The sequence below is a fragment of the Desulfosporosinus acidiphilus SJ4 genome (genome assembly GCF_000255115.2).
In the GTDB taxonomy this organism is placed as follows: domain Bacteria; phylum Bacillota; class Desulfitobacteriia; order Desulfitobacteriales; family Desulfitobacteriaceae; genus Desulfosporosinus; species Desulfosporosinus acidiphilus.
Map to the genome: position 1 here is coordinate 389,851 of NC_018068.1, position 22,367 is coordinate 412,217.

The window sequence follows — 22,367 nt, forward strand, 5'->3', positions numbered from 1 at the left end:
ATACCGCTGAACTCTTTTGTACTGTCAGTCTAATTTAGCTGCCGCAGGCCATGACGATAAGCAGCCGAGCTTATCTCCACCCTGCGACTCATTACGCAAAATCCCGCAGTATGGATTGGCCGAGTGTCTCTGAAACCATGAACGGTGCATGAATTTTGGCTGCCTTTATTCCAAATTAAGCCGTTTGCTCAAAATGAAATTAGTGGCTGCGAAGTAAGACGCACAGGGTATTCCGATCAAAATTAATCCATACATAAATATTAATTCAAGGCGAAAAAAGTCATTGGAGGTAACATTGTAAAAGACAATATTTACTGAATGGACTATCTTAGGAATCCGACATGCCAGTATGATGTAGATTTGAGTAATCGTATTCAGGGCGATAAAGGCTCCGAATGATACTATTATTTTATGCCTGCTGAACAAATGCCCGATAGCTATAGAGGTATATACCATTAATATGCCTGAAGCTAAGGTTATAAGTCCGCCAAGGATTAGCTCAAGTATCAGAAGATAGGCTGGGGCTCCTAAATAGCCGGTTACTTGATTGTGAAATACTGCCAAACCCTGAATGATTTTACCAAGAGTTCCTTGTTTGTAAGAAATTATCTCTATCGAAATCATGGCGGCAATAACACTGGCGATCATCCACAGCATGGATACCAGCAGTTTGCTGAGAATGTGCTTCCAAGACTTAACGGGAAGCGTATACATTAAATAGCCCTCATCAGAAAGCAGGTTTTTATAAAATCTTTGAATCATCACCGTAAGGGTCATCACGAACATCCCCGCCATAATTATGACATAGAAAACCATACTGATTTTTGAGGGTATTTGCCATGACTGGTTATCAAACACTGAAAGAATTTTATTGATGACGGCGAACACCAGTAAGGAAAGAAAGATGGGAAGGAACATTCTTCCGGTTGCTTTTATTTCATATTTCAAAAGTTTAGTTAGCATTTGAACACCTCCCTGAATAAGAGATCTACAGATTTCCCTTTGGCATCTCGTATATCATCTACCGAAGATGTCAATACCACGTTGCCTTGATTGAGAAAGATCACATAATCCAGTATTTTCTCAATATCTGATATTAGGTGGGATGAGATAATTATCGTTGCATTTTCATTATAATTACCCAAAATTGTTTCTAGTATATAATCCCGAGCTGCCGGGTCCACCCCGCCTATGGGTTCATCTAAAAGATAAAGCTCTGCTTCCCGGCTCATAACAAGAATCAGCTGTACTTTTTCCTTTGTCCCTTTGGACATGGTTTTTAATCGATCATCAGGGCTGATATTCAGTCTCTTCAGCATGTCATAAGCCTTCTCGGCTTTGAAATCAGTATAGAAATCAGAAAAAAATTCGATGATTTGATGGACGCGCATCCAATCATTTAAATAGGTCCTTTCAGGAAGGTAAGACACAACTTTTTTAGTCTCAACGCCTGGTTTCTTGCCGCCAATGAGCATAGTTCCGGCAGTCGGTGTCAAGAGTTCGTTTGCTAACTTAATGAGGGTACTTTTTCCACTGCCGTTTGGTCCCAGAAGCCCTACAATCTGTCCACGCTCAATTTTTAGATCAACGGCAGATAAAGCGGTTTTGCTGCCAAATTTTTTCGTAAGGCCGTTGCATTCTAAAATAGTGCTCATTATTTCATCTCCTTTGCCATATTAGTAATGATTGCTAAAATCTCTTTCTGATCAAAGCCCATTAGTCGCATTTTTTCTAGGAAATCATAGATTTGATCCCGGGCCAATTTGGTTTTTGCCAGTTCAATCATTCTCGCATCCTCCGTTATCGACCGACCGCTGGTGCGGTGGGTTATTATGAGGCCATCTTCTTCCAACTTCACTAGAGCTCGCTGCATGGTATTGGGATTTACCGCGGCCTCTTGTGCCATATCCCGCACTGAAGGCAGTTTTGATCCGGGAGGATAAACTCCGGAAAACACCATTAGTTTGATCTGCTCAACAAGCTGGGTGTAAATGGGTCTATCAGATTTCAGATCCCATGGCATGTTATCACCTCGTGTATTATTGTATTAAGCGCTTAATACAATAATACATTATTTCGGATAAATGTCAAGAGGAAACTGTCCTACCTTCAGTCTTTATGTAATATAATGGAACTGTACAAATTTTTAACAGGAGGAGAACATTATATGGCTAAAAAGATTTTAATCATTGCTGGGGACGCCGTAGAAGCTCTGGAAGTTTATTATCCCTATTTTCGTGTCTTAGAAGAAGGATTTGAAGCTGTTATTGCTTCGCCAAGCAAGAAAGTGCTGCGTACCGTTGTTCATGATTTCGAGGGCTGGGAAACATATACTGAGAAACCGGGCTATCAACTGGAATCCCATAGTTCTTTTGCCGATGTTGATCCAACCCAATATGATGGTTTGATCATTCCTGGAGGCCGTGCTCCGGAATATATTCGCCTCGATGAGAACATTCCCTGTATTGTCGGGCATTTTTTGGAGGCAGGGAAGCCTGTAGGGGCAATCTGTCACGCCGCTCTTGTACTGAGTGCTTTAAAAGACAAAAAGTATTTCGAAGGGCGTACGATGACGGCTTACACGGCTTGCAGTCTTGATGTGGAAGGTTTAGGTGCCAACTATACTAAAGAAACGCTTCATGTAGATAACAATATTGTTTCTGGCCACGCTTGGCCCGATCTCCCCGGTTTTATGAGGGAATTTCTTAAGTTAGTTAGAGATAGCGAATTGAATTAAAGCCCTTAGACCAGCTCTGTCTGGGCGGGAAAGCCAAAATAGAAAAAAGTAAGACACCCAGAGGGTGTCTTTAATTATGAATGAATTAATCAGCAAAATGAGTCTTTTCTTATCTCTCTTCGGTAAGTAATCCTAATTGCTGGATAAGGTAAGGGAGTGCTCGTTCAAAACATACGCCGAAGCGTTTTTCCTGACCGGACTTTTCAGTTAACTGTATACACTTGAGTGTATAGTTTACCGCAATTTGCAGGGCTTCTTCGAGAGAAAAATTATTTAGGAGTCCTGCTAATAAGGTACTGCTGAAAACATCCCCTGTGCCGTGGAAGTGACCGTCAACGCTGGCATTGAAGGCATAACTGATCTTGCCCGTGCCATTGTCGAGGGAAGCAGCACCTAATGTCCCTCTTTTAAAGGAAATGCCTGTCAGAACAATCTTTTTTGCCCCTAAAACTGAAAGCCTTTTAAGCAACGATTCAATGTATTCCTGAGAGTAATTTTCTCCGACATACTCTTCCTCTAAAAGAAACGCAGCTTCGGTTAAATTTGGTACAATAATATCTGCTTTAGCACATAATTTACTCATTCCCTTGGCCATTTCCGGGGAATAAACAGAGTACAAAACCCCGTTGTCCGCCATGACCGGATCGACCATGACGAGTGTTTCTTTACTTCTAAATGTATCAAAGAGTTCGGCTACTAAATCAATTTGTTCAAATGACCCTAAAAAACCGCTGTATAAGGCGTCAAATTTGATATTAAGGGATTGCCAATGATTCGATATAGGTTTAATATCGGTGGTTAAATCCCTATAGGTAAAACCCTCAAAACCACCGGTATGGGTGGATAAGATAGCTGTAGGCAAGACACTGGTGTCAAAGCCTGCCGCGGAGAGAATCGGCAGGGCAACCGTCAGTGAACACCTGCCGACACAAGAAATATCGTGAATTGCCGCGATTCTTTTTTGTTTGTCCATCTTTTTGTAACCTCTCTCCATAAGATTTTTCATCCAATCGTGAGACTTTTTAATAGTTCCCTAAAATAATCCTGAAAACCCTTTACTCGTTCATAGAGCCGACTCTTGAGGGATCAACCTCATAACTCTGTAACTTTCGATACAGATTTCTAACACTGATGCCCAATAAACCGGCTGTTTGAGTTTTATTGCCCTTTGCCTTTTTAAGAGTAGCTGCGATGTAGTGCTTTTCTACCTCTTCTAACGTAGGGTAATGATTGCTTCTGAACAAATCCGAAAACTCTGCTTCCGAATGGATAACGGGAGACGGTTTCGGAATATGCTCTGATTCTCCCCAGATGTCTTTAGAAGTTATCTTTCCGTCAATAGCTAAAATTCGGCCCCGCTCAATTAGATGACAGAGCTCGCGAACATTTCCGGGAAAACTATAATTGAGTAATTTTTCCTCCGTTTCAGGTAATAACGTGTAAGCAGGGTCCTGTGATTTGGCACAGTGGCTTTCAAGAAAGTATCTTGACAGCGGAAGAATATCGTCTCGCCGTTCACGCAAGGGTGGAACAATTAAGGTTAAACCGTTTAAACGGTAAAATAAATCTTCGCGAAACCTTCCTTGACTGATTTCCAGGCGGAGATCTCGGTTGGTTGCCGCGACAATCCGAACATCTACCCGCCGCAGCCGGGTATCACCGACGCGCCGGAATTCACCGCTCTCTAAAAATCGTAACAATTTGATTTGAATGGATAAAGGCATTTCTCCAATTTCATCCAGAAAGAGGGTGCCCTTGTCGGCCATTTCTACTAAACCAATTTTTTGTGCTGCTGCGCCGGTAAAGGCTCCTTTTTCATGTCCGAAAAGCTCGCTCTCAATTAAGGATTCAGGAATGGCCCCTGAGTTTACCGGAATGAAAGGCCGGTTAAATCGTGAACTGCAGAAATGGATGGTTTTAGCAATTAATTCTTTGCCTACGCCGCTTTCTCCCTGAACGAGGACGGAGGCATCAGTTTGAGCTACTTTGCGGGTCATTTCCAGGAGCGCCAACATGGCCGTACTTTCAGCGATCATTTTTAGTTCCGGAGTCTGACGGTTCACCACCTGTCTCAGCCCTTTATTTTCGCGCAGCAATTCTTGTTTTTCAAGGGCCTTTTGCAGCGTGATTTCAAGTTCGGACAAATTACAGGGTTTGGTCAGGTAATCATACGCTCCCAGCTTCATTGCCTCAATGGCTGATTCGATGGTACCGTTCCCGGTTAACATCACGACCTGGAGATCGGGCTGGAATTGTTTAAAGGTTGGTAAAAGGGCAAGTCCATCCCCATCCGGCAGCTTGATGTCCAAGAGGACTGCGTCAATCAGGGTTTCTTTGAGAAAAGATAAACCTTCTTGAGCGGTGCCGGCTTCCAGAACCTCGTAGCCTTTACGCTTTAAACGCTGGGCTATTATGGTTCGCAACGCTTCCTCATCGTCTAAGATTAGAATCTTTTGCCATTGTTTCATGGATTTAATCACCTGCCTTATGGAAGGGCAAGGTTATTTTGACGCATGTTCCTTGTCCTTCCGTACTTTCCAGAGCCATCGCGCCCTGCATTTTCAGAACAATTCCATAACTGACATATAAGCCCAACCCTGTTCCTTGGCCGATGGATTTTGTGGTAAAGAATGGATCAAAAGCTTTTTTTAGATTGGCCTGAGAAATTCCTTCCCCATAATCTTGGACTATGAAGTTTATGGTTTCACCATCCCGGTATCCCTTAACTTCAATAATACCGCTTTCAGGAGAGGCATCTAAGGCATTGGTAAGCAGGTTTAGGACAACTTGCTGCCACTCATTTTCATTACCCAAGGAGTAAAGACTGCTTTCCAATTGAAGTTTTATTTCAAGCTGCTTTTGTTTCGCTTTATGAGCAATAAGTTCCACTGCCTGCATGCTGGCGGCAGCAATATCGATAAGGTCTGTTCCTTCATTACTGCGTTTCCGAGCAAAACCCAGTAAACGGTCGGTAATTTTTTTGCAGCGGACAATTTGTTCTAGGACGATTTTAAAGCCGCCTTTAAATTCTTCAGTTGTTGGTTGAGGTTCCTCTTCATTCATGCGGTCCAGTAAATCTTCACAATGGGCAGCGACTATTGCCAAGGGGTTGTTAATCTCATGAGCTACCCCCGAAGCCAAAAGTCCAACCGCTGCCATTTTATCGGTTTCGATCATGCGAGCTTCCATTTCCACTTCTTGAGTCACGTCGTCTAGCAAGAGTAAATAAGCCGCATTCTCGGGATTATCGGGCGATAAATTGTAATACATTTGGCGAAAATACCGTCGTTCTTCGTGCACAAAAACGGAGATTGTACGGCCGTTTTCCAATTGGACATTTTCAGATTCTTTGACGTTAACAACTTGGTCGCAGGGGCTATCTGCTAAATTATCCCCAAACCATTCAGCAAATTTCGAATTCCACCAAATGATCCTTCGTTCGGTATTTAAAAGAACCATTCCTGCACCGACTCCGTCAACGACAGTGGTTAAAAGTTCCTTTTCATTTTTCAGATTTTCGTTTTTCTCATCTAAAGAATTCAGCAGTTGATTGAAGGATTTGACCAGTCTTCCGATTTCATCCCAACTCTCGATCGGAATATGAGATTCTAAGTTTCCTGTTGAAATAATTTGCTGGACTTGGGCTTCAAGATTTTCAATGGGATGCACGACTTGTAAGCCAAACGCGATGCTCAGAATCATAACTAAGACCATAATTAAGATGGCGATTATGATAAGCCGTAAGGCAAACTCATTAATTGGTTTATTAGCTTCTCGTGTGGGCTGCTCAATGACAACTGCCCAATTTGGCGAACCCACTGAGGTATAGCTTCCGACCACGGATATCCCGCTGAGACTTTTGTACTCACTTCCTTGAGAATAAGCTTTACCGTCCAGAAAGCTTTGGACGGCAGCATTATCACGTATTTTATCCGGATGCAAACGAAGAAAGGAGTCACTGGTACCCATTAAATTCCCGGTTTGATCCACGAAAAATATGTATTCACCTTCACCTAATTGGAGACTATCATAGCGATTGATGATTCTATTGACGTCAATTTGAGCTTGGAGATAACCAATGTTCCTTTTTGTCGCGGGGTCTTGAATGGTCACCGTTAAGTAGATTTTCGGCCGTTTATCATGGGTGTAAAGTACCTTACTGATTGCCGGGAATGTTCCCGGCGAAATAATATTTTCAAGTTTTGCAGCAGGAGAGGGAGCAGATACCCCTTCCTGATAAGAAATTTGGTCGATCACTTTATAATTTATATCGCTGACCTGAATTTTTTCGATTAAGGGATCCTTTTGCAAAAGTGTTTCCAGAATAACCTGGCGCAACGTTTTATCTTTACCAACCAGGGCGTAGGCGCTGGTTGGTTTGGTTAGGGTTAAACTGTTCTCAAGATTTGCAAAGGTATCTTTTAACTCATGAGCCAGGACTGTCACCTGCTCAAAATTTTGAGCATAGATATCCTTTTCCAGATTTTGACGCACGGATGTAAAACCTAAATATCCAAGAAAGAACAGCGGAAGAATGGACATGGTAACACCAAATAATAAAAAATGAACTTTTATGCGCATCCACCAAGGAATTGAGCTGTTATTCACCCTTTGGCCTCCGTCCACCGGCTTACTTCGAAAACGATTATCAGAGAACTCCCCATTTGCGGGTATAATCCAATTTAATGATGTACTCATCCTTATGGAAACCATGTTCGCTTAAAATGCGGATGACATTATTGACCTCGAAAGATTGAGTTTCCATCTGAACAAAACCTTTTCTTCCGGTTATGGCCCAATCATCGTGAGCGTTTAGAAGTATTTCCATCATCTGGGCAATCCGCTCTAAGCGATCAGTCAAATAGTTTTTCCAAGCCCTTACATCTTCGGGTTTAACGTCTTTTCCCAGGGTCACTTCAGTAATAAGGGTATTATTTTTGTTTTTCAATTTTGGAAAGTTCTGGTGGTACAGTTGAATAATTACCCTTTGTACACAGGTCTCATTGTTAATATTCATAGGTCAGGCTCCTATTCTCATCAATTCTAGGGTGTTTTAGTTCTATGGTATTCCAGTGAACCTGCAAACAAATTTGCTCTAGGATTATTTTAACTGTTTTGCGAATATAGGTATAGGGCAAAAAAACCTACTATAAGTTTTTTCGCCCTATATTATGATACTAAAAGAAACTAAAACGTTCGGTTGTATTCTATCCACCGGCATGGGTGTTACTATTTTGTGGTCTAAAACAGGGGTTAATAAGTAAGAAGACAGTGTCTTAGCAGCTAACTAAATTTTAGAGACAAGACTACTTAACTGCCTGCCAAAATCCTCCGAGAATAATGGTTGAGAAGATGAAACCTAACGGAACATTGACACATACTCCCGCGGTGAAAGCTGCAAAGGGCTTCCAACCAACAGAAGTTAAATCTCTGAAACGAGTTGTCAGTCCAATACAGAGGAAGGTAAAAATAAAGGTCCAGCTTCTTAAAACTTTAATCGGGCCGATAACATTTGCTGTAACAGAGGCGGCAGAAGCGGGAGCGGAAGATGCAACGATAATTGTTAAAAGAATCGAGGCAATGAAGAAACCAATAACGAATTTGGGGAAACGAGCCCAGATTTCACCGGCTTGGGGTTTAGCTCCGTTCTCATCTTTTTCCCACTTTGTTACAGAAATTAAAGCCATAATGAAACACCAGATTCCAATCCACATATCCCGCCCGACAACCTTCATCAGCGTAAAGGTTCTGATTGCTTGTTCGCTGATGGCAGCAGCAGCGGCCATACCGGCGGCATCAGCAAACTCAGAGGTTCCAATCCAGGCTCCGCCGGGACCATCAGGAATTCCCAAAGCTTTAATGACGAAAGGTAGGGCAATAACCATAACAATAGCCCAGACAACAACCAAGGAAATAGCAACGGAAACATGCTGCTTTTCAGATTTAACTGAACTGCCGATGGCAATCGAAGCCGAAACGCCGCAGATTGATCCTCCGGCAGCTAGTGTAGCGGCAAAGCGATGATCAAGTTTTAGTACTCTCGTGCCTATAAAGTAAATGGTTAAGTAAGTTGATACTGCAATAACGGTTGCTTGCAAAAAGGCGGCCGGTCCGGCTTGAACTATCATGGTAAAAGGAAGAGTTGCTCCCAAGAGAACAATACCTGTCTTGACATAGAATTCTGTTCTTAATGAGGTATTAAACCATTCCGGAAGTCTAAACAGATTAGCGATAATCATACCGATCACAAGAGCCCAGAGGGGAGACTCCAGATTATAGTGATTAGAGAATTTGCTTGCCCCGAGAATATAAATAACAATACTGGCTATGAAGAGAAGGGTAAAGCCTAGAATAAATTCCCCGACTTTATGGCCTAAGGTTTTAACAGCTACGGTAAAAATAACGGTAAATACTAACCATAACAGAAAAAGATTCGTGAGATTGGCCGAAATAAAGGCCGTAATTTTGCTAAAATCAGTCCAGTTTCCGGGGAAATTTACGGCGATGGAACTCATAAACTTGTTGCCGGAAATCCATAAGAGAAGAGCGACTACGACGATACCGAGTCCTAACCAGACAGCCCAGTAATCCTCTTTCTTAAAAAGATCCCCCAGCCCGCCTGACGGTTTTGTTTGGGTAGACATGTTGGTGCTCATATGTTTTTCACTCCTTTTTGACTTTGTGAAAGTGTAAAAATGTACAAGATGAATTCAACGAGTCGCCATACTTTGAGACGTATATGCTTATCCCACCCCCCGCTTTTTTGTAGAGCCCAAACTTTTTGGATATCCCTGCGTCTCGAAGCAGCAGTGTATAAAAACTCTTTGGATTGCTCCGCTACAAATAGGTAAAAGTTTGGTCAATACTCGTGATACCTTGGATCAATTAGTTTAATTTCCATATAATCATATAAGCAATTGCTATGCCAAGTCTCCTTTTTAAAGGGAAATCCGCCGCGATAGGGTTTTTATCTCCTTAACTTAACGTATCTTTATGGTTTGGCAATAGTGACAATTTGTCACTATTGCCAAATTGTCCTGACAAAATGTCATTGTATGATGTTTGTTTACCTAATCATTAAAGAAAGGCGTTCTCACCCCACTAATAATAGTGATGTGAGAACGCCTTTAGCCATTTAACACCCACTGGGTTTTCTGAGTTAAGTTTTTACCCGGCCCCCTGTATATTTTTCACGAGATTACTTAACCGTTATCCAATAGTTCCCCATGATTACAACCGACAACAAATATCCAAGAGGAATATTTACTAACACGCCGGCAGTAAATGCCGCAAAGGGTTTCCAACCCACGGAAGCAAGTTCTTTTAAGCGGCTGGATAAACCGATGGAGAGAAAGGTAAAAATAAATGCCCAATTTCTTAATTCGATAATAGGACTAATAATGTGATCATTGAGAACTTTGGAAGTCATTAAATCAGAAGAAGCAGCAAATAAGGTAATAATAATAGAAGCAATAATAAAGCCTAATACAAATTTAGGAAAGCGAATCCAAATATCAAGAGCATTGGGATTGGTAGTGCCATGCCGTTTATCCCATCTTGTGATTGAAGTAAGGGCCATAATAAAACACCAGATACCAATAAACATGTCACGGCCTACAACCTTCATAAGAGTAAAGGTTTTAATCGCTTGTTCATTAATAGCAGCAGCCGCGGCCATTCCGGGAGCATCTGCAAATTCTGCTGTGCCAATCCAAGCGCCTGCCGGACCGGGTAAAATATTTAAGGCTTTAATAGCAAGGGGAAGAATGAAAATCATGATGATAGAACAGAGAATTATTAAGGAAATTGCCATGGATACATGCTGCTTTTCTGCCTTCACAGTCCCTCCCACGGCGATGGCGGCTGAAACTCCGCAGATGGAGCCTCCTGCTGCAAGTGTTGCAGCAAAGCGTTTATCGAGGGAGAAGATTTTTGTTCCTGTCCAGTAGATGGTTAGAAATGTAGCCACCGCAATAATGGTTGCTTGGGCAAAAGCCGTTGAACCGGCTTGGAGAATTAAAATGACGGGTAGGGAAGCCCCCATCAGGACAATCCCAATTTTTACATATAATTGCGTTTGGAGAGCGGTGCTTAACCAATAAGGGATTTTCAGGAAATTGCTGATCATTAGTCCTATAACTAGTGCCAGGAGCGGAGTCTCAAAGTTATAGCGTTTCATAACATCCCAAGAACCCCATACCGAAACGAGAAGACTCAGGAAAAAAAGAAACGTGAATCCTACGAAAAATCGTTTAACTTCTCCGGTAAGGGCTTTCATGGCAACTGAAAATAAAACAAGAAAAAACATGTAAAGTGCCAAAAGAGCACTTTTATGGCTGCCTATATAAGTTATTGCAGTCCTATAATCACTATATTCAGGTATTTTAAGTACAATCCAATTCATAAAGCTATTGCCAAGACCCCAAAAAATGATGGCTGATAATACAATGGTCAGTCCCAACCACATGGCCCAATAATCTTCCTGTCTCCAAAGGTCGGACCAACCTCCTGATGGGTTTGTTGATTTTTTGATTGCTGCATAACCCAATAGCACCCCTCCTATACTCAACCACCCTAACTTAACTTCATTATATACTAAGTTAGCACTGGATATAGTATAATCTTGGATTTAATAGAAATTTACTTTTCTGGTTTATTGTTTATTTACAGGGAAGAAGACTGCCGGGACTCACTAATCAAGAAAACTTGACATGTGCTGGGTTTGCGATGGCAGAAGCATATAAGTGAAAAAAACAGGCGCCCAATAATTTTTGAGCACCCCCATGATATAATATTCTTTAAAAAGGAGATCTTATTTTTCAGGCGTTTTGGTAGCGATACCCTTCCTTTTTTAACATTTTTTTGACTTTCGTTAACTCCAACGGGTCGAAAAGCCGAAGCTCTTTACCGCTGCGTATCGTCCAAATCTGAGGATTTAGAAATCCTTCCTGGATTAGTTTCTTAAACTTAAACCTTGATACTTCAAGGTAATATGTGGCCTCGGTTGTATTTAATAAAGAAAACTTGTATTGAGGGGTCATTGATTCAGCCTCCTTTGATAAGATTGGTTGAGGGTCCAATTAAAAAAGTATTGACTTCAATGACATCTGACTCAACAAGCAGTAATAGCCTCACCCCTTTTCTCGAGCGCTGCCTTCTATTAATTATATACTTCGAGTATTAACTAAATATTAATAAAACTTTATACCTAGGTTAATACTTGTAGGGACGTTGATGACGTAAGTTATGGTAAATTATACCGTGATCCGTGGACATGAGGATAAGAGGAATGCAGTGAAGTAAAGAAAACGTTATAGGCGTGAATAACGCTATTGATTAGATGATGATTTAGAGGGAGTGTTAATGTGGAAAAGTATTATTTAAATGGGGAAGATACTGTTCTCATGGTTATCGACATTCAAGAACGATTAGTCCCATCCATGAAATATGGAGAAAAAGTTATTAAAAACACCAATACCTTAATTTCCATCGCTCAAAAATTAGGAATTCCGATTATTGTAACAGAACAATATCCCAAGGGTTTGGGGAAGACCGTGCCGGAAGTAAGCAACAATCTTGTCCGATCCTTAACGTTCGAAAAGATTACGTTTTCAGGATGTACCAGCGAAGTGGCTTCGGCTCTCCAAGTATTGGGGAGAAAAAAGATCATCATAACCGGGATGGAAACTCATGTTTGTGTATTCCAAACGGTCAGAGATTTATTGGCTCAAGGTTACCATGTTATTGCAGCGACTGATGCGATATCTTCAAGAACCAAAGAAAATTTTCGCAACGGGTTAGCCCTTATGTCAGCCATGGGAGCAGTTGTTTCGAATACTGAGACTATATTTTTTGATTTAATGAAACAAGCGGGGACACCTCTTTTTAAGGAACTTTCTGCACTCATAAAATAGACCATCTTGAACGATGAAATGATAGGCGCTTTCGGCGAAACGGTCCACAGGACACTTTCGTCATCGAAGCCCCGATGTTCAGCTTTAGCTGAACGAGTTCACTAGAAAGGTTGAGGGTTAAGATGTGCGGACGATTCTCCTTGATCCAAGTCAAGGACCTTGAAAAGCGTTTTGAGTTTGAACAGATAGAATTTGAGTTTGAGCCGCGATATAATATTGCCCCGTCCCAACAAGTTCCCGGTGTGCTCCGTCAGAATGGCCGCAATCGTCTATGTATGTTTCGTTGGGGTTTAATACCCAATTGGGCCAAAGATGAACGTATAGGGAACAAAATGATTAATGCCCGTGGGGAAACGTTAAAGGAAAAGCAGAGCTTTCGTAAGTCCCTGGAACAAAGACGCTGTCTGGTTCTGGCGGATGGCTTTTATGAGTGGAAAAGGGAAGGGCGGGTTAAGAAACCTTACCGCATTACACTTCACGACGGCAGGCCTTTTGCCTTTGCCGGTTTATGGGATTCCTGGCTGACACCGGCGGGACAAAGGGTAAATTCCTGTACGATTGTTACTACATCTTCGAACACGCTGATGGAGACAATCCATCAGCGAATGCCTGTTATCCTGCCTCAGAAAAATGAGGCTCTTTGGTTAAATGTCGATGTTGTCTCCGGTGGTGAGGCTCAGAGCCTTTTGACACCCTATCCGGCGGAGCAGATGGATGCCTATGAAGTATTGCCCCTGGTAAACTCGCCAAGCTATGAAGGTCCCGAGTGCGTTATAGGTGCAAGCAGTTTATTTTGAGTATCAGTTTGATGATGCCGGCTTCAGAGTGTGATGAAAATCCAAAAGACAACTTATTGGATAACAAATATTTTGGAGGAAATAATATTAAATGAGGTTTTTGGTACTTGTATAAAACCACTTTCTTTATGGAGGAATTTTGCATGAAAAAGTTTATTTGCACTGTTTGTGGATATGTTCATGAAGGTGATAATCCACCGGAAGTTTGCCCAATTTGTAAAGCCACCAAAGATAAATTTAAAGAAATGACCGATGAATTAAACTTTGCAGATGAACACAGGATTGGTGTTGCAGCAACAGGATGTGATGATGAATTACTGGAAGGATTAAGAGCAAATTTCATGGGTGAATGCACAGAGGTGGGTATGTATCTTGCGATGTCACGCCAAGCAGACCGTGAAGGTTACCCCGAGGTTGCTGAAGCATATAAGAGAATTGCCTGGGAAGAAGCAGAGCATGCATCAAAGTTTGCTGAACTCTTAGGTGAAGTTGTGGTCGCTGATACTAAAGCTAATTTATCAGCTCGAGTTGAGGCCGAATATGGTGCTTGTGAAGGCAAAAAGAAACTTGCCACCATAGCTAAGCAAAATAATCTGGATGCTATCCACGATACGGTTCATGAAATGTGTAAAGACGAAGCCCGGCACGGCAAAGCTTTCAAAGGCTTACTTGATAGATACTTTAGCAAATAAGATAGGTGAAAAGGATAAAGGAGTGTGTCGTAGTGCAAAATATCAATTGTAGTGTGGCAAATTGTTCACATAATAAAACCGGTGTTTGTTATGCAAATAGAGTTGATATCGGAGGTGCCACTGCTTCTACTGAGAAAGGAACGGTATGCGGTTCGTTCTTAAATAAATATGAATACAGCAGCTTAACTAATAATACGAATTCCTCAGGACCCTGTGATGCTCTTACCTGCAATGCAGTGAGCTGTAATCATAATGAAAACAACCTTTGTAATTTGGATTCTATCCAAGTGGCAGGTGATGAGGCTCATATCTATTCTGAAACACAATGTTCTAGTTTTGATAATAAGTGATTTTCGATAAACCGAAACTTCAAAAACAGACTCCTAAAAACCCCTGCAATCCTGAATTGTATCCAGGTTTCAGGGGTTTTTAATATAAAATTAAGCTGTAAGGGATTATTTTTTTCGCTTTTTATATTCTGTTATCAAGTTATATTTTAACCGTTTCTCTTCAATCTCTCTGTGAATCGCCAGCTTTTCTTCTTGGCTTTCACAGCAAACAAGCCGCTCGCGCAATTCTTCAATATCCTTTAATAGCTGGACTTCTTCAGGAACAAATCCGGCATTTTTCAAAACCATAAGTCCGGCACGGATTTCCACGGGAAGGCTTGCCCAATAATCGAGACTGATAGGTTTGCCCTGGGAGGGGAGGTTATCAAATTCACCGTTTCTGAAGGCCTCTTGAATCCTATCTTCCGCTATTTTATCGAAAATGCTGGACATCAGGCGACAACTCCTTACCATTAAGTGACCCATCCGTTACGTTAATTATATAGGATTTGAAGAGTTTTATTAACAACTAATTTCGGCGAGTTGAAAAACGAAGTTCATTTGTACTAACGGAATCCCCTGCAGCGATGGCCGAAATGATAAGCGAATGGGCTAATCGCCACACTGCAACTCATTACGCATACTTTCGCAGTGCGGATCGGCCGAGTGCTTCTGAAGTCAAACTAGTGCGATACTCTTCACCTGCGGTTATCGGGATGGAGAGAGAGACCGTCCGCCAGTGGTTAACTAGGAGAAGTTAGTGTTTTCGATTGCCGGCTGAGCAGCATGATAGACCTTTGAAAAGCTGAGAATACACGGGCGCTCGATGAGATAAGCTTATAAGATAAGACTATGAGATAAGCCTAGTATTAAGGTTGACAAAATATTTAGCCTTTATCTAAACTAATGATGAAGGTTGAATTATTTTAATTTCAGGAAGAATAAGGAGGGTCCATAATGACTTATTTAAAACAACCCTTAGAAAACACTAAACTGCCCTTGAAAAATAGATTGGTAATGCCGCCAATGGCTACTGCAAAATCCGAAGCAGACGGGAATATCAATCAGGGTATCTTGGACTATTATGATGAAAAGACAAAGGGTGGTTATCTTTCTCTGGTAATCATTGAACATAGTTATGTTATGCGTGAAGGTAAGGCAAGTGAAAAACAAGTTTCTGTTGCCGAGGATTCCGTAGTGGACAGCCTGAAAAGGCTTTCTGACCTTATCCATAAAAATGGATGCAAAACCGTAATGCAAATAAACCATGCCGGAAGTGCTGCTGTTAAAGAAGTCACCGGTATGGACCCCGTTGGCCCTTCGGCGGTGAGTAATCCTTCCAAAGAAAATGCTGTGGTACCTGCATCTCTGGATGAAAACGGGATTAAGTCAATTGTAAGTGCTTTCAGGGACGCTGCTGTTCGGGTGAAGAAGGCAGGTTTTGACGGCGTGGAGATCCATTCTGCCCATGGCTATCTCCTCAATCAATTCCTTTCGCCGCTGACCAACAAAAGAACCGATGACTATGGCGGGGATATAACAGGCAGAATCAAAATCCACTTGGAAATCATTAGCGCAATCCGCGAAGCGGCAGGCGACTTTCCCATTCTTTTGCGCATGGGAGCTACGGATTACAGAGAAGGAGGACTGACTGTTGAAGACAGCCAAAAAGCTGCGGCTGCCTTTGAACAGGCCGGGGTAGATATGTTGGATATCTCGGGGGGGATGTGCAGATTTGCGCTTCCGGGGGTTCAAGAACCGGGATATTTTGCCCCTTATTCTGCTGCGGTCAAAGAAGCAGTATCCATTCCTGTTCTTGTTACTGGGGGAATTACAAAGGCGAGTGAAGCGGAAGCTGTCCTTAGGGACAAAAAGGCTGATTTAATTGGGGTTGGCAGGGCCATCTACAAAGATTCTGCTTGGGCCAAAAACGCTATGGAAAGTCTTGAGTAAAAAGATTGACATATGAAATTTGAGTTGTGTTCGAACTCGAACTCGTTTAATCAAGGGGTTGTGGAAAAACTTAACTCGGAAAACAAAAAATGGGGCAAAATAGCCAAAGGCGTTATCATTTCGCTACTATAGTGGAGTGACAACGTCTTTCTTTAGTGATTAGGGAAGAAAAAGTGGGAATGACCTCTATGTCGTTGAGCGGTATCACTGATGAATAGAAAATTTACATAACAGAGTGTATAGAAACTATAACCTCCGGTTGTATACGAGATGGGCTAATATGTGCTACGACAGTGTCTTCGTCCTCTAGAATAGTTGCAGAGCTTAGCTGCTTTAGGCTTAGCGCCTGCTAAGTCTTTTCTAGATAACACTGCGATTTAAAATCAATTTTTATCTTTATTTGTGATAGGAGTCACACTCACAAAGGACTTTTAGGATTATACTTAACCATAGTACGTAAAAGAAACCAAAGGAAGTGTTGAATTTGGGCTTTAGGTATACTGCCGCGGCGTTTAATCAACTTCTCGAGAGTCTTAGGAAAAACCACCGAGTATATGCCCCGACTTTGTTAAAGGGCAAAGGGAAGTTTTCCGATACTGATTTGGTTGGGTATGCTGAAGTTTCAAACATTGAAGATGTTGTATTTAACCAAAAATCCTATTATTCCCCTAAGGAAACCTTCTATCCGATGACTCAGAGACTCTTCTATTTTAATGAAAACGAGTTTACGGAATCTGTGGTTGATGAAAAAGGTATTATTGTTCTCCTGCGTGCTTGTGATATCCAGGCGGTAGAGCGTTTGGACAAAATTATGTTAGAAAACGGCCCGTCTCCGGATTATTATTACGAGAGGCTGAGGAATAAACTTAAGCTGATTGTCATGGACTGTCAGGAAGGCTTTGACAGTTGTTTTTGTGTCAGTATGGGGGCGAATAAGACTGAGAATTATAACGCCTCCCTGCGGCTGGAAAACGGCTTTTATCTAAGTGATGTCAAGGAGGACATTGAGGGACTGTTCGCCTCCCACGGCGAGAACGTTGAGGTATCTCCCCAGTTTGTTGAACGTAATAAGCTGGTGATTCAGGTCCCGGAAAATTTAGACCTGGAAAAGACAGCAGCAAATCCTATCTGGGAAGAATATGGTTCACGCTGTATTGCCTGCGGACGATGTACGGTGGTTTGCCCGAGCTGCAGCTGTTATACAATGCAGGACATTTTCTATGAAGATAATCCAAAATGTGGAGAGCGGCGCCGGGTTTGGGCCAGCTGCCATATTGACGGCTTCACAGATATGGCGGGGGGGCACAGTTTTCGCCGTAATAACGGAGAACGGATGCGCTTTAAGGTTATGCACAAAATAAAAGATTTCAAACAGAGATTTGGAGTTCCTATGTGTGTCGGCTGCGGTCGTTGTGACAATGCTTGTCCGGAATATATCTCCTTAGCTAACTGCATCCACCGCTTGGGCAAAGAGGAGGCAGAAAGCCGTGGTTAAAAACAACTATTTACCTTTTAAAGCCAGGATTCTCGCTAAATATCAACAGACGGAACTGGATTGGACATACCGTTTGGAGTGTCAAGCAGAGCCTGTCTCGGGTCAATTCATGGAAGTCTCTCTTCCCGGTGTGGGAGAATGCCCGATTTCCATCAGTGACTTTGGGGAAGGTTATATCGAAATGACCATCCGCAGGGTGGGCAAAGTAACTGAGGGGATTGATAAATTAGCTCCCGGAGATTATCTTTTCCTGCGAGGTCCCTATGGAAATGGCTTTCCTCTTGAGTCCTTTTACGATAAACATTTGATTATTGCTGCCGGGGGAACTGGACTTGCTCCGGTCAAAAGTGTCATTAACCACTTTTACGCTCAGCCGGAGCTTTTAAAACGATGCGAGATTTTGACCGGTTTTAAAACTCCCACAGATGTCTTGTTCAAAAGCGATTTGGAAAAATGGTCTCAAACTTTTAGAGTCGAGGTCACCGTGGACAAACTAGATGAGTTCGGAAACCTTGAAGTAATTGCTGATTCTTGTACCCGCAGAACAGGCCTTATTACCAGCCTGATTCCGGATGTTCAGATTCCCTCACTTGAGGATGTGCGGGTTATCATCGTCGGGCCTCCGGTGATGATGAAATTCACCGCTCAAGAATTTCTGTGCAGAGGTTTGGCTAAAGAAAATATCTGGGTTTCCTTTGAACGCAAGATGTCTTGCGGCCTTGGCAAATGCGGGCACTGCAAGATTGATGAAACTTATGTCTGTTTGGAAGGGCCGGTTTTTAATTTTACCAAAGCTCAAACTCTCTTGGATTAATAGGGGGGATCAAAGATGACCATCAATACAAAAAAAGTTATGAAAAATGCTTGGCGGATCACGAAAGACAGGGATTTAACCTGCCTGCGCCTTAGAGTACCCGGAGGGCATCTGCCGGTAAAGCTGCTTCCTTTAATCCAAGAGATAGCGGAACAGTTTGGGACTGGGGCAGTGCATCTCACCACGAGACAAGGCTTTGAAATTCCCGGTATTCCCTTTGAGAATATGACAGAAATTAATGCCCTGCTGGCTCCATACCTTGAGGAATTGGAAATTAATATTGGTGTAAGTCTTGATCAGCCTGCTCAAGGGTATCCTGCGGCAGGGACTCGTAATGTAGTAGCCTGTATAGGCAACCAGGTCTGCACCAACGGTGTCTTTGATACGACTGCTTTAGCTAAAGACATCGAGAAAATTATTTACCCCAATAATCCTCACGTCAAAATCGCAGTCACCGGCTGCCCGAATGATTGCGTAAAGGTCCATATGCATGATATCGGTATTATAGGGCAGGTCGAACCTTTATATGATGCCCAACGCTGCATCGGCTGCCAAGCCTGCGTTAAAAATTGTGCCAAGGTTTCTACCGGAGCTCTTTCCATGGTCAATTATAAAGTTAAACGGGATGCTTCCCGCTGCATTGGCTGCGGCGAATGCGTTTTGAAATGTCCGACAAGTGCCTGGACTCGGGGCGGGCAATATTATCGGATCGTCGTTATGGGCAGAACAGGGAAAAAGAATCCCCGTTTAGCCGCTCCCTTCCTGGAATGGGCGGAACGGGAAACGGTCTTGAAGCTTTGCGCCAACCTTTATGACTATATTGATAAGTATATTGACCGTTCTCTTCCTAAAGAGCACGTAGGCTATATCTTGGATCGCACAGGCTATCCTATTTTTAAAGAGGAGATGCTCAAGGGAGTCGATCTGGGTCCGAAAACAAAAACAGCCAATCATTTAGATTTTGCGGGATACGTTTACGATAAAAAATGTGTTTTTGATTAATAAGGGTCCTCTTTTTAGACAACGGGTTCTTTTTTGAGGTACAAACTAAGATTTCGCAAGAATTAGCACTTAAATTAGTCCTGATTTAGAAGCAAAATTAGCACAATATTTTCGTCTATTTATTGTCCTTGCTTTCTTAAACAGCAGGAATATAATGATCATATGGAAATCAGACCTAAGGGGGAAATATCTATGAACCAGACCATTGAAACTATTATGAAAAGGAAAGGCTCGATGAGCTATACTGCTGAGCAAATTAAGGAAAGCGATATGACAGCCATTATTTCTTCTGGCATAGCCGGCCCAACGGGTAGAAATTTTCAAAACAGACATTTCACCGTTGTGCAAAATGCAGAATTACTCCGTCAAATAAATGACGGTATTCGTACATTAATGTCTGCGCCGGTTGAATATAACCCATTATATGGTGCTCCGACACTCATCATTACCTCAGCTCCAATCGATTCACCATTTGCTGAACAAGACTGTGCTGCAGCTGTAGAAAATATGGCCTTAGCTGCTACAGCTTTAGGACTTGGCTCGCGCTATCTCCTCTCTCCGACAAGATTTATTGAGAGTGAAGCAGGGAAAACCGTAAAGCAAGCGTTGGCTATTCCGGAAGGATACCGCAGCGTCGCTTGCCTTATCGCAGGGTACGATGCCGATCCTTCTCAGGCTCCAGTTACGAGGAACATGGATGTCGTTAACTATGTAAAGTAGCTAATATGCAAAATAAGTTAGTGGGGAGTTGTTTGCGAACTTCAATAGTTTGCAGAACAACTCCCCATTTTCTAGTTCAACTGGCATAGATGATCAGAAATCCTTTAGGTAGTAAGATAAGTAATGAACATTGGCGTTGAGGCTTCGCCAATATCAAACCCACATTTCTTATAAAACCCTATTTCTGTATCATAGGCAATTAAAACCTTACGTGCGTATTTCTCATAGGACTTAAGCATTGAATTAACCAATTCTTTACCAATGCCTTGATTTTGGTGTTCTGGTCTAACTAACAAATAATGAAAGTAAGCAGTCATCGCACCATCAGAGAGACAATTGATTAGTCCAACTAATTTTTCTCCATACCATGCCGAAACTACTGAATGTGAATTTTTCATCGCTACTTGGAGCTTATCAGGATAATTTCCCGAACTCCATTTAACTGAAAGAAACAAGTCTTGTAATTGTTCAACAGTAAAATCTTTCGTAGTTTTATATGTAATCTCCATATCAACCCTCCAATCAAATTCAGATTGAATTCGGCGATATTGGATAATTTACCTTCTTTTATCAAAGATTATCATACTTAGGCAAACAATAGGGGATGCCATGCCGGTACAGAAAAGGCGAAAATCTAAGCCTTTGCACTGGATGACATCCCCGCTTTAACTTTAATAGATCATATTCTTTACCATTTCAGCCAAAGTCAGTGAGGAGGTTAAACCGGGCGATTCTATGCCGATTAGATTTATGACTCCTTCCAGGCCGCGTTCGGCTTCATGACAGACAATGAAATCTCGGAAGGGATCACCCGGGGCTTGAATTTTCGGCCGAATACCTGCCATATCAGGGAGGAAATCCTCAGAGTCTAAAAATGACATGTAAGTTGTTACAGCGTCATAAAATTCCTGGCCATGTGTCTCATCAACATCATAGTTTAACGTCTCGGTATAGATGGCATTGGGGCCGAATCTCAGCCGTCCATCCAAGGATTTGGTGGCATGGATGCCCAAGCCCTTCAGTTCTTTCAAGGGAGGCGGATAGATCAGGTGTGATACCAGTCCAGCCTTGGAATTGGAAACACTAAAATATTCTCCTTTACAGGGGTAGAGACGATAACCGCTCTTGTCAATGTCAATTCCTAAATAGGAAGCAATAAGATCGGAATGTAAGCCGGCGCAGTTGATAAGCCACTGACAGCGAATGGCTTCAAGCCGGCCTGCCGGGTTGCGGTAAGTTACCTCGTAGCTATTGCCCTTGGGATCAATCCCCAGGACGTCATGCTGATAGGCTATCATAGCTCCTTGCTCAAGAGCTAACCATTCAAGTCTCAACATTAGCTGGTGAGAATCAATAATTCCGGTGGATGGAGACAAAACGGCGGCAACTGCCTGAATATGGGGTTCTAATTTAGAAATCTCATCTTTTGTCAGGAGTTCCAGATCATTAACCCCGTTTTTTTGCCCTTGCTTCAGAAGGGAGGCTAACACCGGGATTTCCTGTCCGTTGCGGGCGATAATCAACTTTCCGATACGCTGATGGGGGATGTTCCATTCCTGACAAAAGCGATAAAGGCGTTGATTCCCTGCAACACATAAATTTGCCTTAAGACTTCCGGTTGGATAATAAATTCCTGCATGGATGACCTCGCTGTTGCGGCTGGAAGTTTCTTGTCCGAATTTATTATGCCTCTCAAGCAAGACAAAAGAACGGTCAACGAATTGTTTTGACAGTTCCGCAGCAATGGCTAAGCCGACGACTCCGGCTCCGATAACGACAATATCTACTTGTTCCATAGTAATCGTTCCCTTTTCATAATTGATTCCGCCTTGTTGTGTGAAGGTTTGGATGTTAGTCAAGGTATTGTTAAAAAGCCGAAAGAAGCAATAACACAATGGCCTACCGATAATTAAT

General features: G+C 42.3%; 24 protein-coding genes. 11 read left to right on the forward strand and 13 right to left on the reverse strand.

The features are described 5' to 3' along the window. Nucleotides 1-165: 165 nt before the first annotated feature. The 3 genes from DESACI_RS01895 to DESACI_RS01905 are packed head-to-tail and all read right to left on the reverse strand — an operon-like array spanning nt 166 to nt 2,023. Nucleotides 166-963, reverse strand: a complete 798-nt coding sequence (locus DESACI_RS01895) for a hypothetical protein (protein ID WP_014825468.1) — start codon at nt 961-963, stop codon at nt 166-168. Then, complete coding sequence (locus DESACI_RS01900) at nt 957-1,655, reverse strand: ABC transporter ATP-binding protein (protein ID WP_014825469.1); 699 nt, start codon at nt 1,653-1,655, stop codon at nt 957-959. Before DESACI_RS01900 ends, DESACI_RS01895 begins: the two co-directional genes overlap by 7 nt. Then, nucleotides 1,655-2,023, reverse strand: coding sequence for a GntR family transcriptional regulator (locus DESACI_RS01905; RefSeq protein ID WP_014825470.1), 369 nt, complete (start codon nt 2,021-2,023; stop codon nt 1,655-1,657). The genes DESACI_RS01900 and DESACI_RS01905 overlap by 1 nt, the downstream gene beginning before the upstream one ends. 144 nt (nt 2,024-2,167) lie before the next feature. Here DESACI_RS01905 and DESACI_RS01910 point away from each other — a divergent pair, with 144 nt between their 5' ends. Continuing rightward, the gene (locus DESACI_RS01910) at nt 2,168-2,737 is read left to right on the forward strand and encodes a DJ-1/PfpI family protein (protein ID WP_014825471.1); all 570 of its coding nucleotides are present in this window, start codon (nt 2,168-2,170) and stop codon (nt 2,735-2,737) included. Between the two features lie 109 nt (nt 2,738-2,846). On the opposite strand, the gene DESACI_RS01915 is transcribed toward DESACI_RS01910, so the two are convergent. The 7 genes from DESACI_RS01915 to DESACI_RS01945 all read right to left on the reverse strand — a co-directional run bounded on the left by DESACI_RS01915 (nt 2,847) and on the right by DESACI_RS01945 (nt 11,778). After that, nucleotides 2,847-3,710: a pyridoxamine kinase gene (locus DESACI_RS01915; protein WP_014825472.1), complete on the reverse strand. Its 864-nt coding sequence runs from the start codon at nt 3,708-3,710 to the stop codon at nt 2,847-2,849. Between the two features lie 82 nt (nt 3,711-3,792). Next, the gene (locus DESACI_RS01920) at nt 3,793-5,205 is read right to left on the reverse strand and encodes a sigma-54-dependent transcriptional regulator (protein WP_014825473.1); all 1,413 of its coding nucleotides are present in this window, start codon (nt 5,203-5,205) and stop codon (nt 3,793-3,795) included. Between the two features lie 4 nt (nt 5,206-5,209). Continuing rightward, nucleotides 5,210-7,345 (reverse strand): ATP-binding protein, encoded by a 2,136-nt coding sequence (locus DESACI_RS01925; RefSeq protein WP_014825474.1) that lies wholly within the window; start codon nt 7,343-7,345, stop codon nt 5,210-5,212. A gap of 40 nt (nt 7,346-7,385) precedes the next feature. Continuing rightward, complete coding sequence (locus tag DESACI_RS01930) at nt 7,386-7,754, reverse strand: hypothetical protein (protein ID WP_014825475.1); 369 nt, start codon at nt 7,752-7,754, stop codon at nt 7,386-7,388. Nucleotides 7,755-8,043: 289 nt separating this feature from the next. Beyond that, complete coding sequence (locus DESACI_RS01935) at nt 8,044-9,393, reverse strand: YeiH family protein (protein ID WP_014825476.1); 1,350 nt, start codon at nt 9,391-9,393, stop codon at nt 8,044-8,046. Between the two features lie 542 nt (nt 9,394-9,935). Beyond that, nucleotides 9,936-11,285: a YeiH family protein gene (locus DESACI_RS01940; protein WP_014825477.1), complete on the reverse strand. Its 1,350-nt coding sequence runs from the start codon at nt 11,283-11,285 to the stop codon at nt 9,936-9,938. Nucleotides 11,286-11,556: 271 nt separating this feature from the next. Then, complete coding sequence (locus DESACI_RS01945) at nt 11,557-11,778, reverse strand: hypothetical protein (RefSeq protein ID WP_014825478.1); 222 nt, start codon at nt 11,776-11,778, stop codon at nt 11,557-11,559. Nucleotides 11,779-12,102: 324 nt separating this feature from the next. On the opposite strand from DESACI_RS01945, the gene DESACI_RS01950 reads away from it, so the two are divergent. From DESACI_RS01950 to DESACI_RS01965, 4 genes are all read left to right on the forward strand, one after another. Then, complete coding sequence (locus tag DESACI_RS01950) at nt 12,103-12,651, forward strand: hydrolase (RefSeq protein ID WP_014825479.1); 549 nt, start codon at nt 12,103-12,105, stop codon at nt 12,649-12,651. A 122-nt stretch (nt 12,652-12,773) separates the two neighbouring features. After that, nucleotides 12,774-13,448 carry an SOS response-associated peptidase gene (locus DESACI_RS01955; protein WP_014825480.1) on the forward strand — a complete coding sequence of 225 codons (675 nt, stop codon included), beginning with the start codon at nt 12,774-12,776 and terminating at the stop codon, nt 13,446-13,448. Between the two features lie 143 nt (nt 13,449-13,591). Next, the gene (locus DESACI_RS01960; RefSeq protein ID WP_014825481.1) at nt 13,592-14,140 is read left to right on the forward strand and encodes an NADH peroxidase; all 549 of its coding nucleotides are present in this window, start codon (nt 13,592-13,594) and stop codon (nt 14,138-14,140) included. Between the two features lie 32 nt (nt 14,141-14,172). After that, nucleotides 14,173-14,490 carry a DUF1540 domain-containing protein gene (locus DESACI_RS01965; RefSeq protein WP_014825482.1) on the forward strand — a complete coding sequence of 106 codons (318 nt, stop codon included), beginning with the start codon at nt 14,173-14,175 and terminating at the stop codon, nt 14,488-14,490. Nucleotides 14,491-14,595: 105 nt separating this feature from the next. Here DESACI_RS01965 and DESACI_RS01970 read toward each other — a convergent pair whose 3' ends face one another. Continuing rightward, a complete protein-coding gene (locus DESACI_RS01970) occupies nt 14,596-14,922 on the reverse strand; it encodes a DnaJ family domain-containing protein (protein WP_014825483.1) in 327 nt (108 codons plus the stop codon). A gap of 134 nt (nt 14,923-15,056) precedes the next feature. Here DESACI_RS01970 and DESACI_RS24395 point away from each other — a divergent pair, with 134 nt between their 5' ends. The 6 genes from DESACI_RS24395 to DESACI_RS01995 all read left to right on the forward strand — a co-directional run bounded on the left by DESACI_RS24395 (nt 15,057) and on the right by DESACI_RS01995 (nt 20,453). Next, nucleotides 15,057-15,230: a hypothetical protein gene (locus DESACI_RS24395; RefSeq protein ID WP_158310137.1), complete on the forward strand. Its 174-nt coding sequence runs from the start codon at nt 15,057-15,059 to the stop codon at nt 15,228-15,230. Nucleotides 15,231-15,426: 196 nt separating this feature from the next. Beyond that, nucleotides 15,427-16,422, forward strand: a complete 996-nt coding sequence (locus DESACI_RS01975) for an NADH:flavin oxidoreductase (protein WP_014825484.1) — start codon at nt 15,427-15,429, stop codon at nt 16,420-16,422. Between the two features lie 484 nt (nt 16,423-16,906). Next, a complete protein-coding gene (gene asrA / locus DESACI_RS01980; protein ID WP_014825485.1) occupies nt 16,907-17,917 on the forward strand; it encodes an anaerobic sulfite reductase subunit AsrA in 1,011 nt (336 codons plus the stop codon). Further along, nucleotides 17,910-18,731: an anaerobic sulfite reductase subunit AsrB gene (gene asrB / locus DESACI_RS01985; protein ID WP_014825486.1), complete on the forward strand. Its 822-nt coding sequence runs from the start codon at nt 17,910-17,912 to the stop codon at nt 18,729-18,731. Before asrA ends, asrB begins: the two co-directional genes overlap by 8 nt. Before the next feature lie 15 nt (nt 18,732-18,746). Next, nucleotides 18,747-19,733 (forward strand): sulfite reductase subunit C, encoded by a 987-nt coding sequence (gene asrC, locus DESACI_RS01990; RefSeq protein WP_014825487.1) that lies wholly within the window; start codon nt 18,747-18,749, stop codon nt 19,731-19,733. Nucleotides 19,734-19,925: 192 nt separating this feature from the next. Beyond that, the gene (locus tag DESACI_RS01995; protein ID WP_014825488.1) at nt 19,926-20,453 is read left to right on the forward strand and encodes a nitroreductase family protein; all 528 of its coding nucleotides are present in this window, start codon (nt 19,926-19,928) and stop codon (nt 20,451-20,453) included. Nucleotides 20,454-20,557: 104 nt separating this feature from the next. Here the strand turns inward: DESACI_RS01995 and DESACI_RS02000 are convergent, their stop codons facing one another. Both DESACI_RS02000 and DESACI_RS02005 read right to left on the reverse strand, forming a co-directional pair. After that, nucleotides 20,558-20,962, reverse strand: a complete 405-nt coding sequence (locus DESACI_RS02000) for a GNAT family N-acetyltransferase (RefSeq protein ID WP_014825489.1) — start codon at nt 20,960-20,962, stop codon at nt 20,558-20,560. Between the two features lie 162 nt (nt 20,963-21,124). Continuing rightward, on the reverse strand, nt 21,125-22,249 hold the full coding sequence (locus DESACI_RS02005) for an NAD(P)/FAD-dependent oxidoreductase (RefSeq protein WP_014825490.1): 1,125 nt from the start codon (nt 22,247-22,249) through the stop codon (nt 21,125-21,127). Nucleotides 22,250-22,367 lie beyond the last annotated feature (118 nt).

Coding starts and splice junctions, on each gene's coding strand:
- DESACI_RS01895 (WP_014825468.1), bottom strand. CDS start 963: ATGCTAACTAAACTTTTGAAATATGAAATAAAAGCAACCGGAAGAATG.
- DESACI_RS01900 (WP_014825469.1), bottom strand. CDS start 1,655: ATGAGCACTATTTTAGAATGCAACGGCCTTACGAAAAAATTTGGCAGC.
- DESACI_RS01905 (WP_014825470.1), bottom strand. CDS start 2,023: ATGCCATGGGATCTGAAATCTGATAGACCCATTTACACCCAGCTTGTT.
- DESACI_RS01910 (WP_014825471.1), top strand. CDS start 2,168: ATGGCTAAAAAGATTTTAATCATTGCTGGGGACGCCGTAGAAGCTCTG.
- DESACI_RS01915 (WP_014825472.1), bottom strand. CDS start 3,710: ATGGACAAACAAAAAAGAATCGCGGCAATTCACGATATTTCTTGTGTC.
- DESACI_RS01920 (WP_014825473.1), bottom strand. CDS start 5,205: ATGAAACAATGGCAAAAGATTCTAATCTTAGACGATGAGGAAGCGTTG.
- DESACI_RS01930 (WP_014825475.1), bottom strand. CDS start 7,754: ATGAATATTAACAATGAGACCTGTGTACAAAGGGTAATTATTCAACTG.
- DESACI_RS01935 (WP_014825476.1), bottom strand. CDS start 9,393: ATGAGCACCAACATGTCTACCCAAACAAAACCGTCAGGCGGGCTGGGG.
- DESACI_RS01945 (WP_014825478.1), bottom strand. CDS start 11,778: ATGACCCCTCAATACAAGTTTTCTTTATTAAATACAACCGAGGCCACA.
- DESACI_RS01955 (WP_014825480.1), top strand. CDS start 12,774: ATGTGCGGACGATTCTCCTTGATCCAAGTCAAGGACCTTGAAAAGCGT.
- DESACI_RS01960 (WP_014825481.1), top strand. CDS start 13,592: ATGAAAAAGTTTATTTGCACTGTTTGTGGATATGTTCATGAAGGTGAT.
- DESACI_RS01970 (WP_014825483.1), bottom strand. CDS start 14,922: ATGTCCAGCATTTTCGATAAAATAGCGGAAGATAGGATTCAAGAGGCC.
- DESACI_RS24395 (WP_158310137.1), top strand. CDS start 15,057: ATGGCCGAAATGATAAGCGAATGGGCTAATCGCCACACTGCAACTCAT.
- DESACI_RS01975 (WP_014825484.1), top strand. CDS start 15,427: ATGACTTATTTAAAACAACCCTTAGAAAACACTAAACTGCCCTTGAAA.
- asrC (WP_014825487.1), top strand. CDS start 18,747: ATGACCATCAATACAAAAAAAGTTATGAAAAATGCTTGGCGGATCACG.
- DESACI_RS01995 (WP_014825488.1), top strand. CDS start 19,926: ATGAACCAGACCATTGAAACTATTATGAAAAGGAAAGGCTCGATGAGC.
- DESACI_RS02000 (WP_014825489.1), bottom strand. CDS start 20,962: ATGGAGATTACATATAAAACTACGAAAGATTTTACTGTTGAACAATTA.
- DESACI_RS02005 (WP_014825490.1), bottom strand. CDS start 22,249: ATGGAACAAGTAGATATTGTCGTTATCGGAGCCGGAGTCGTCGGCTTA.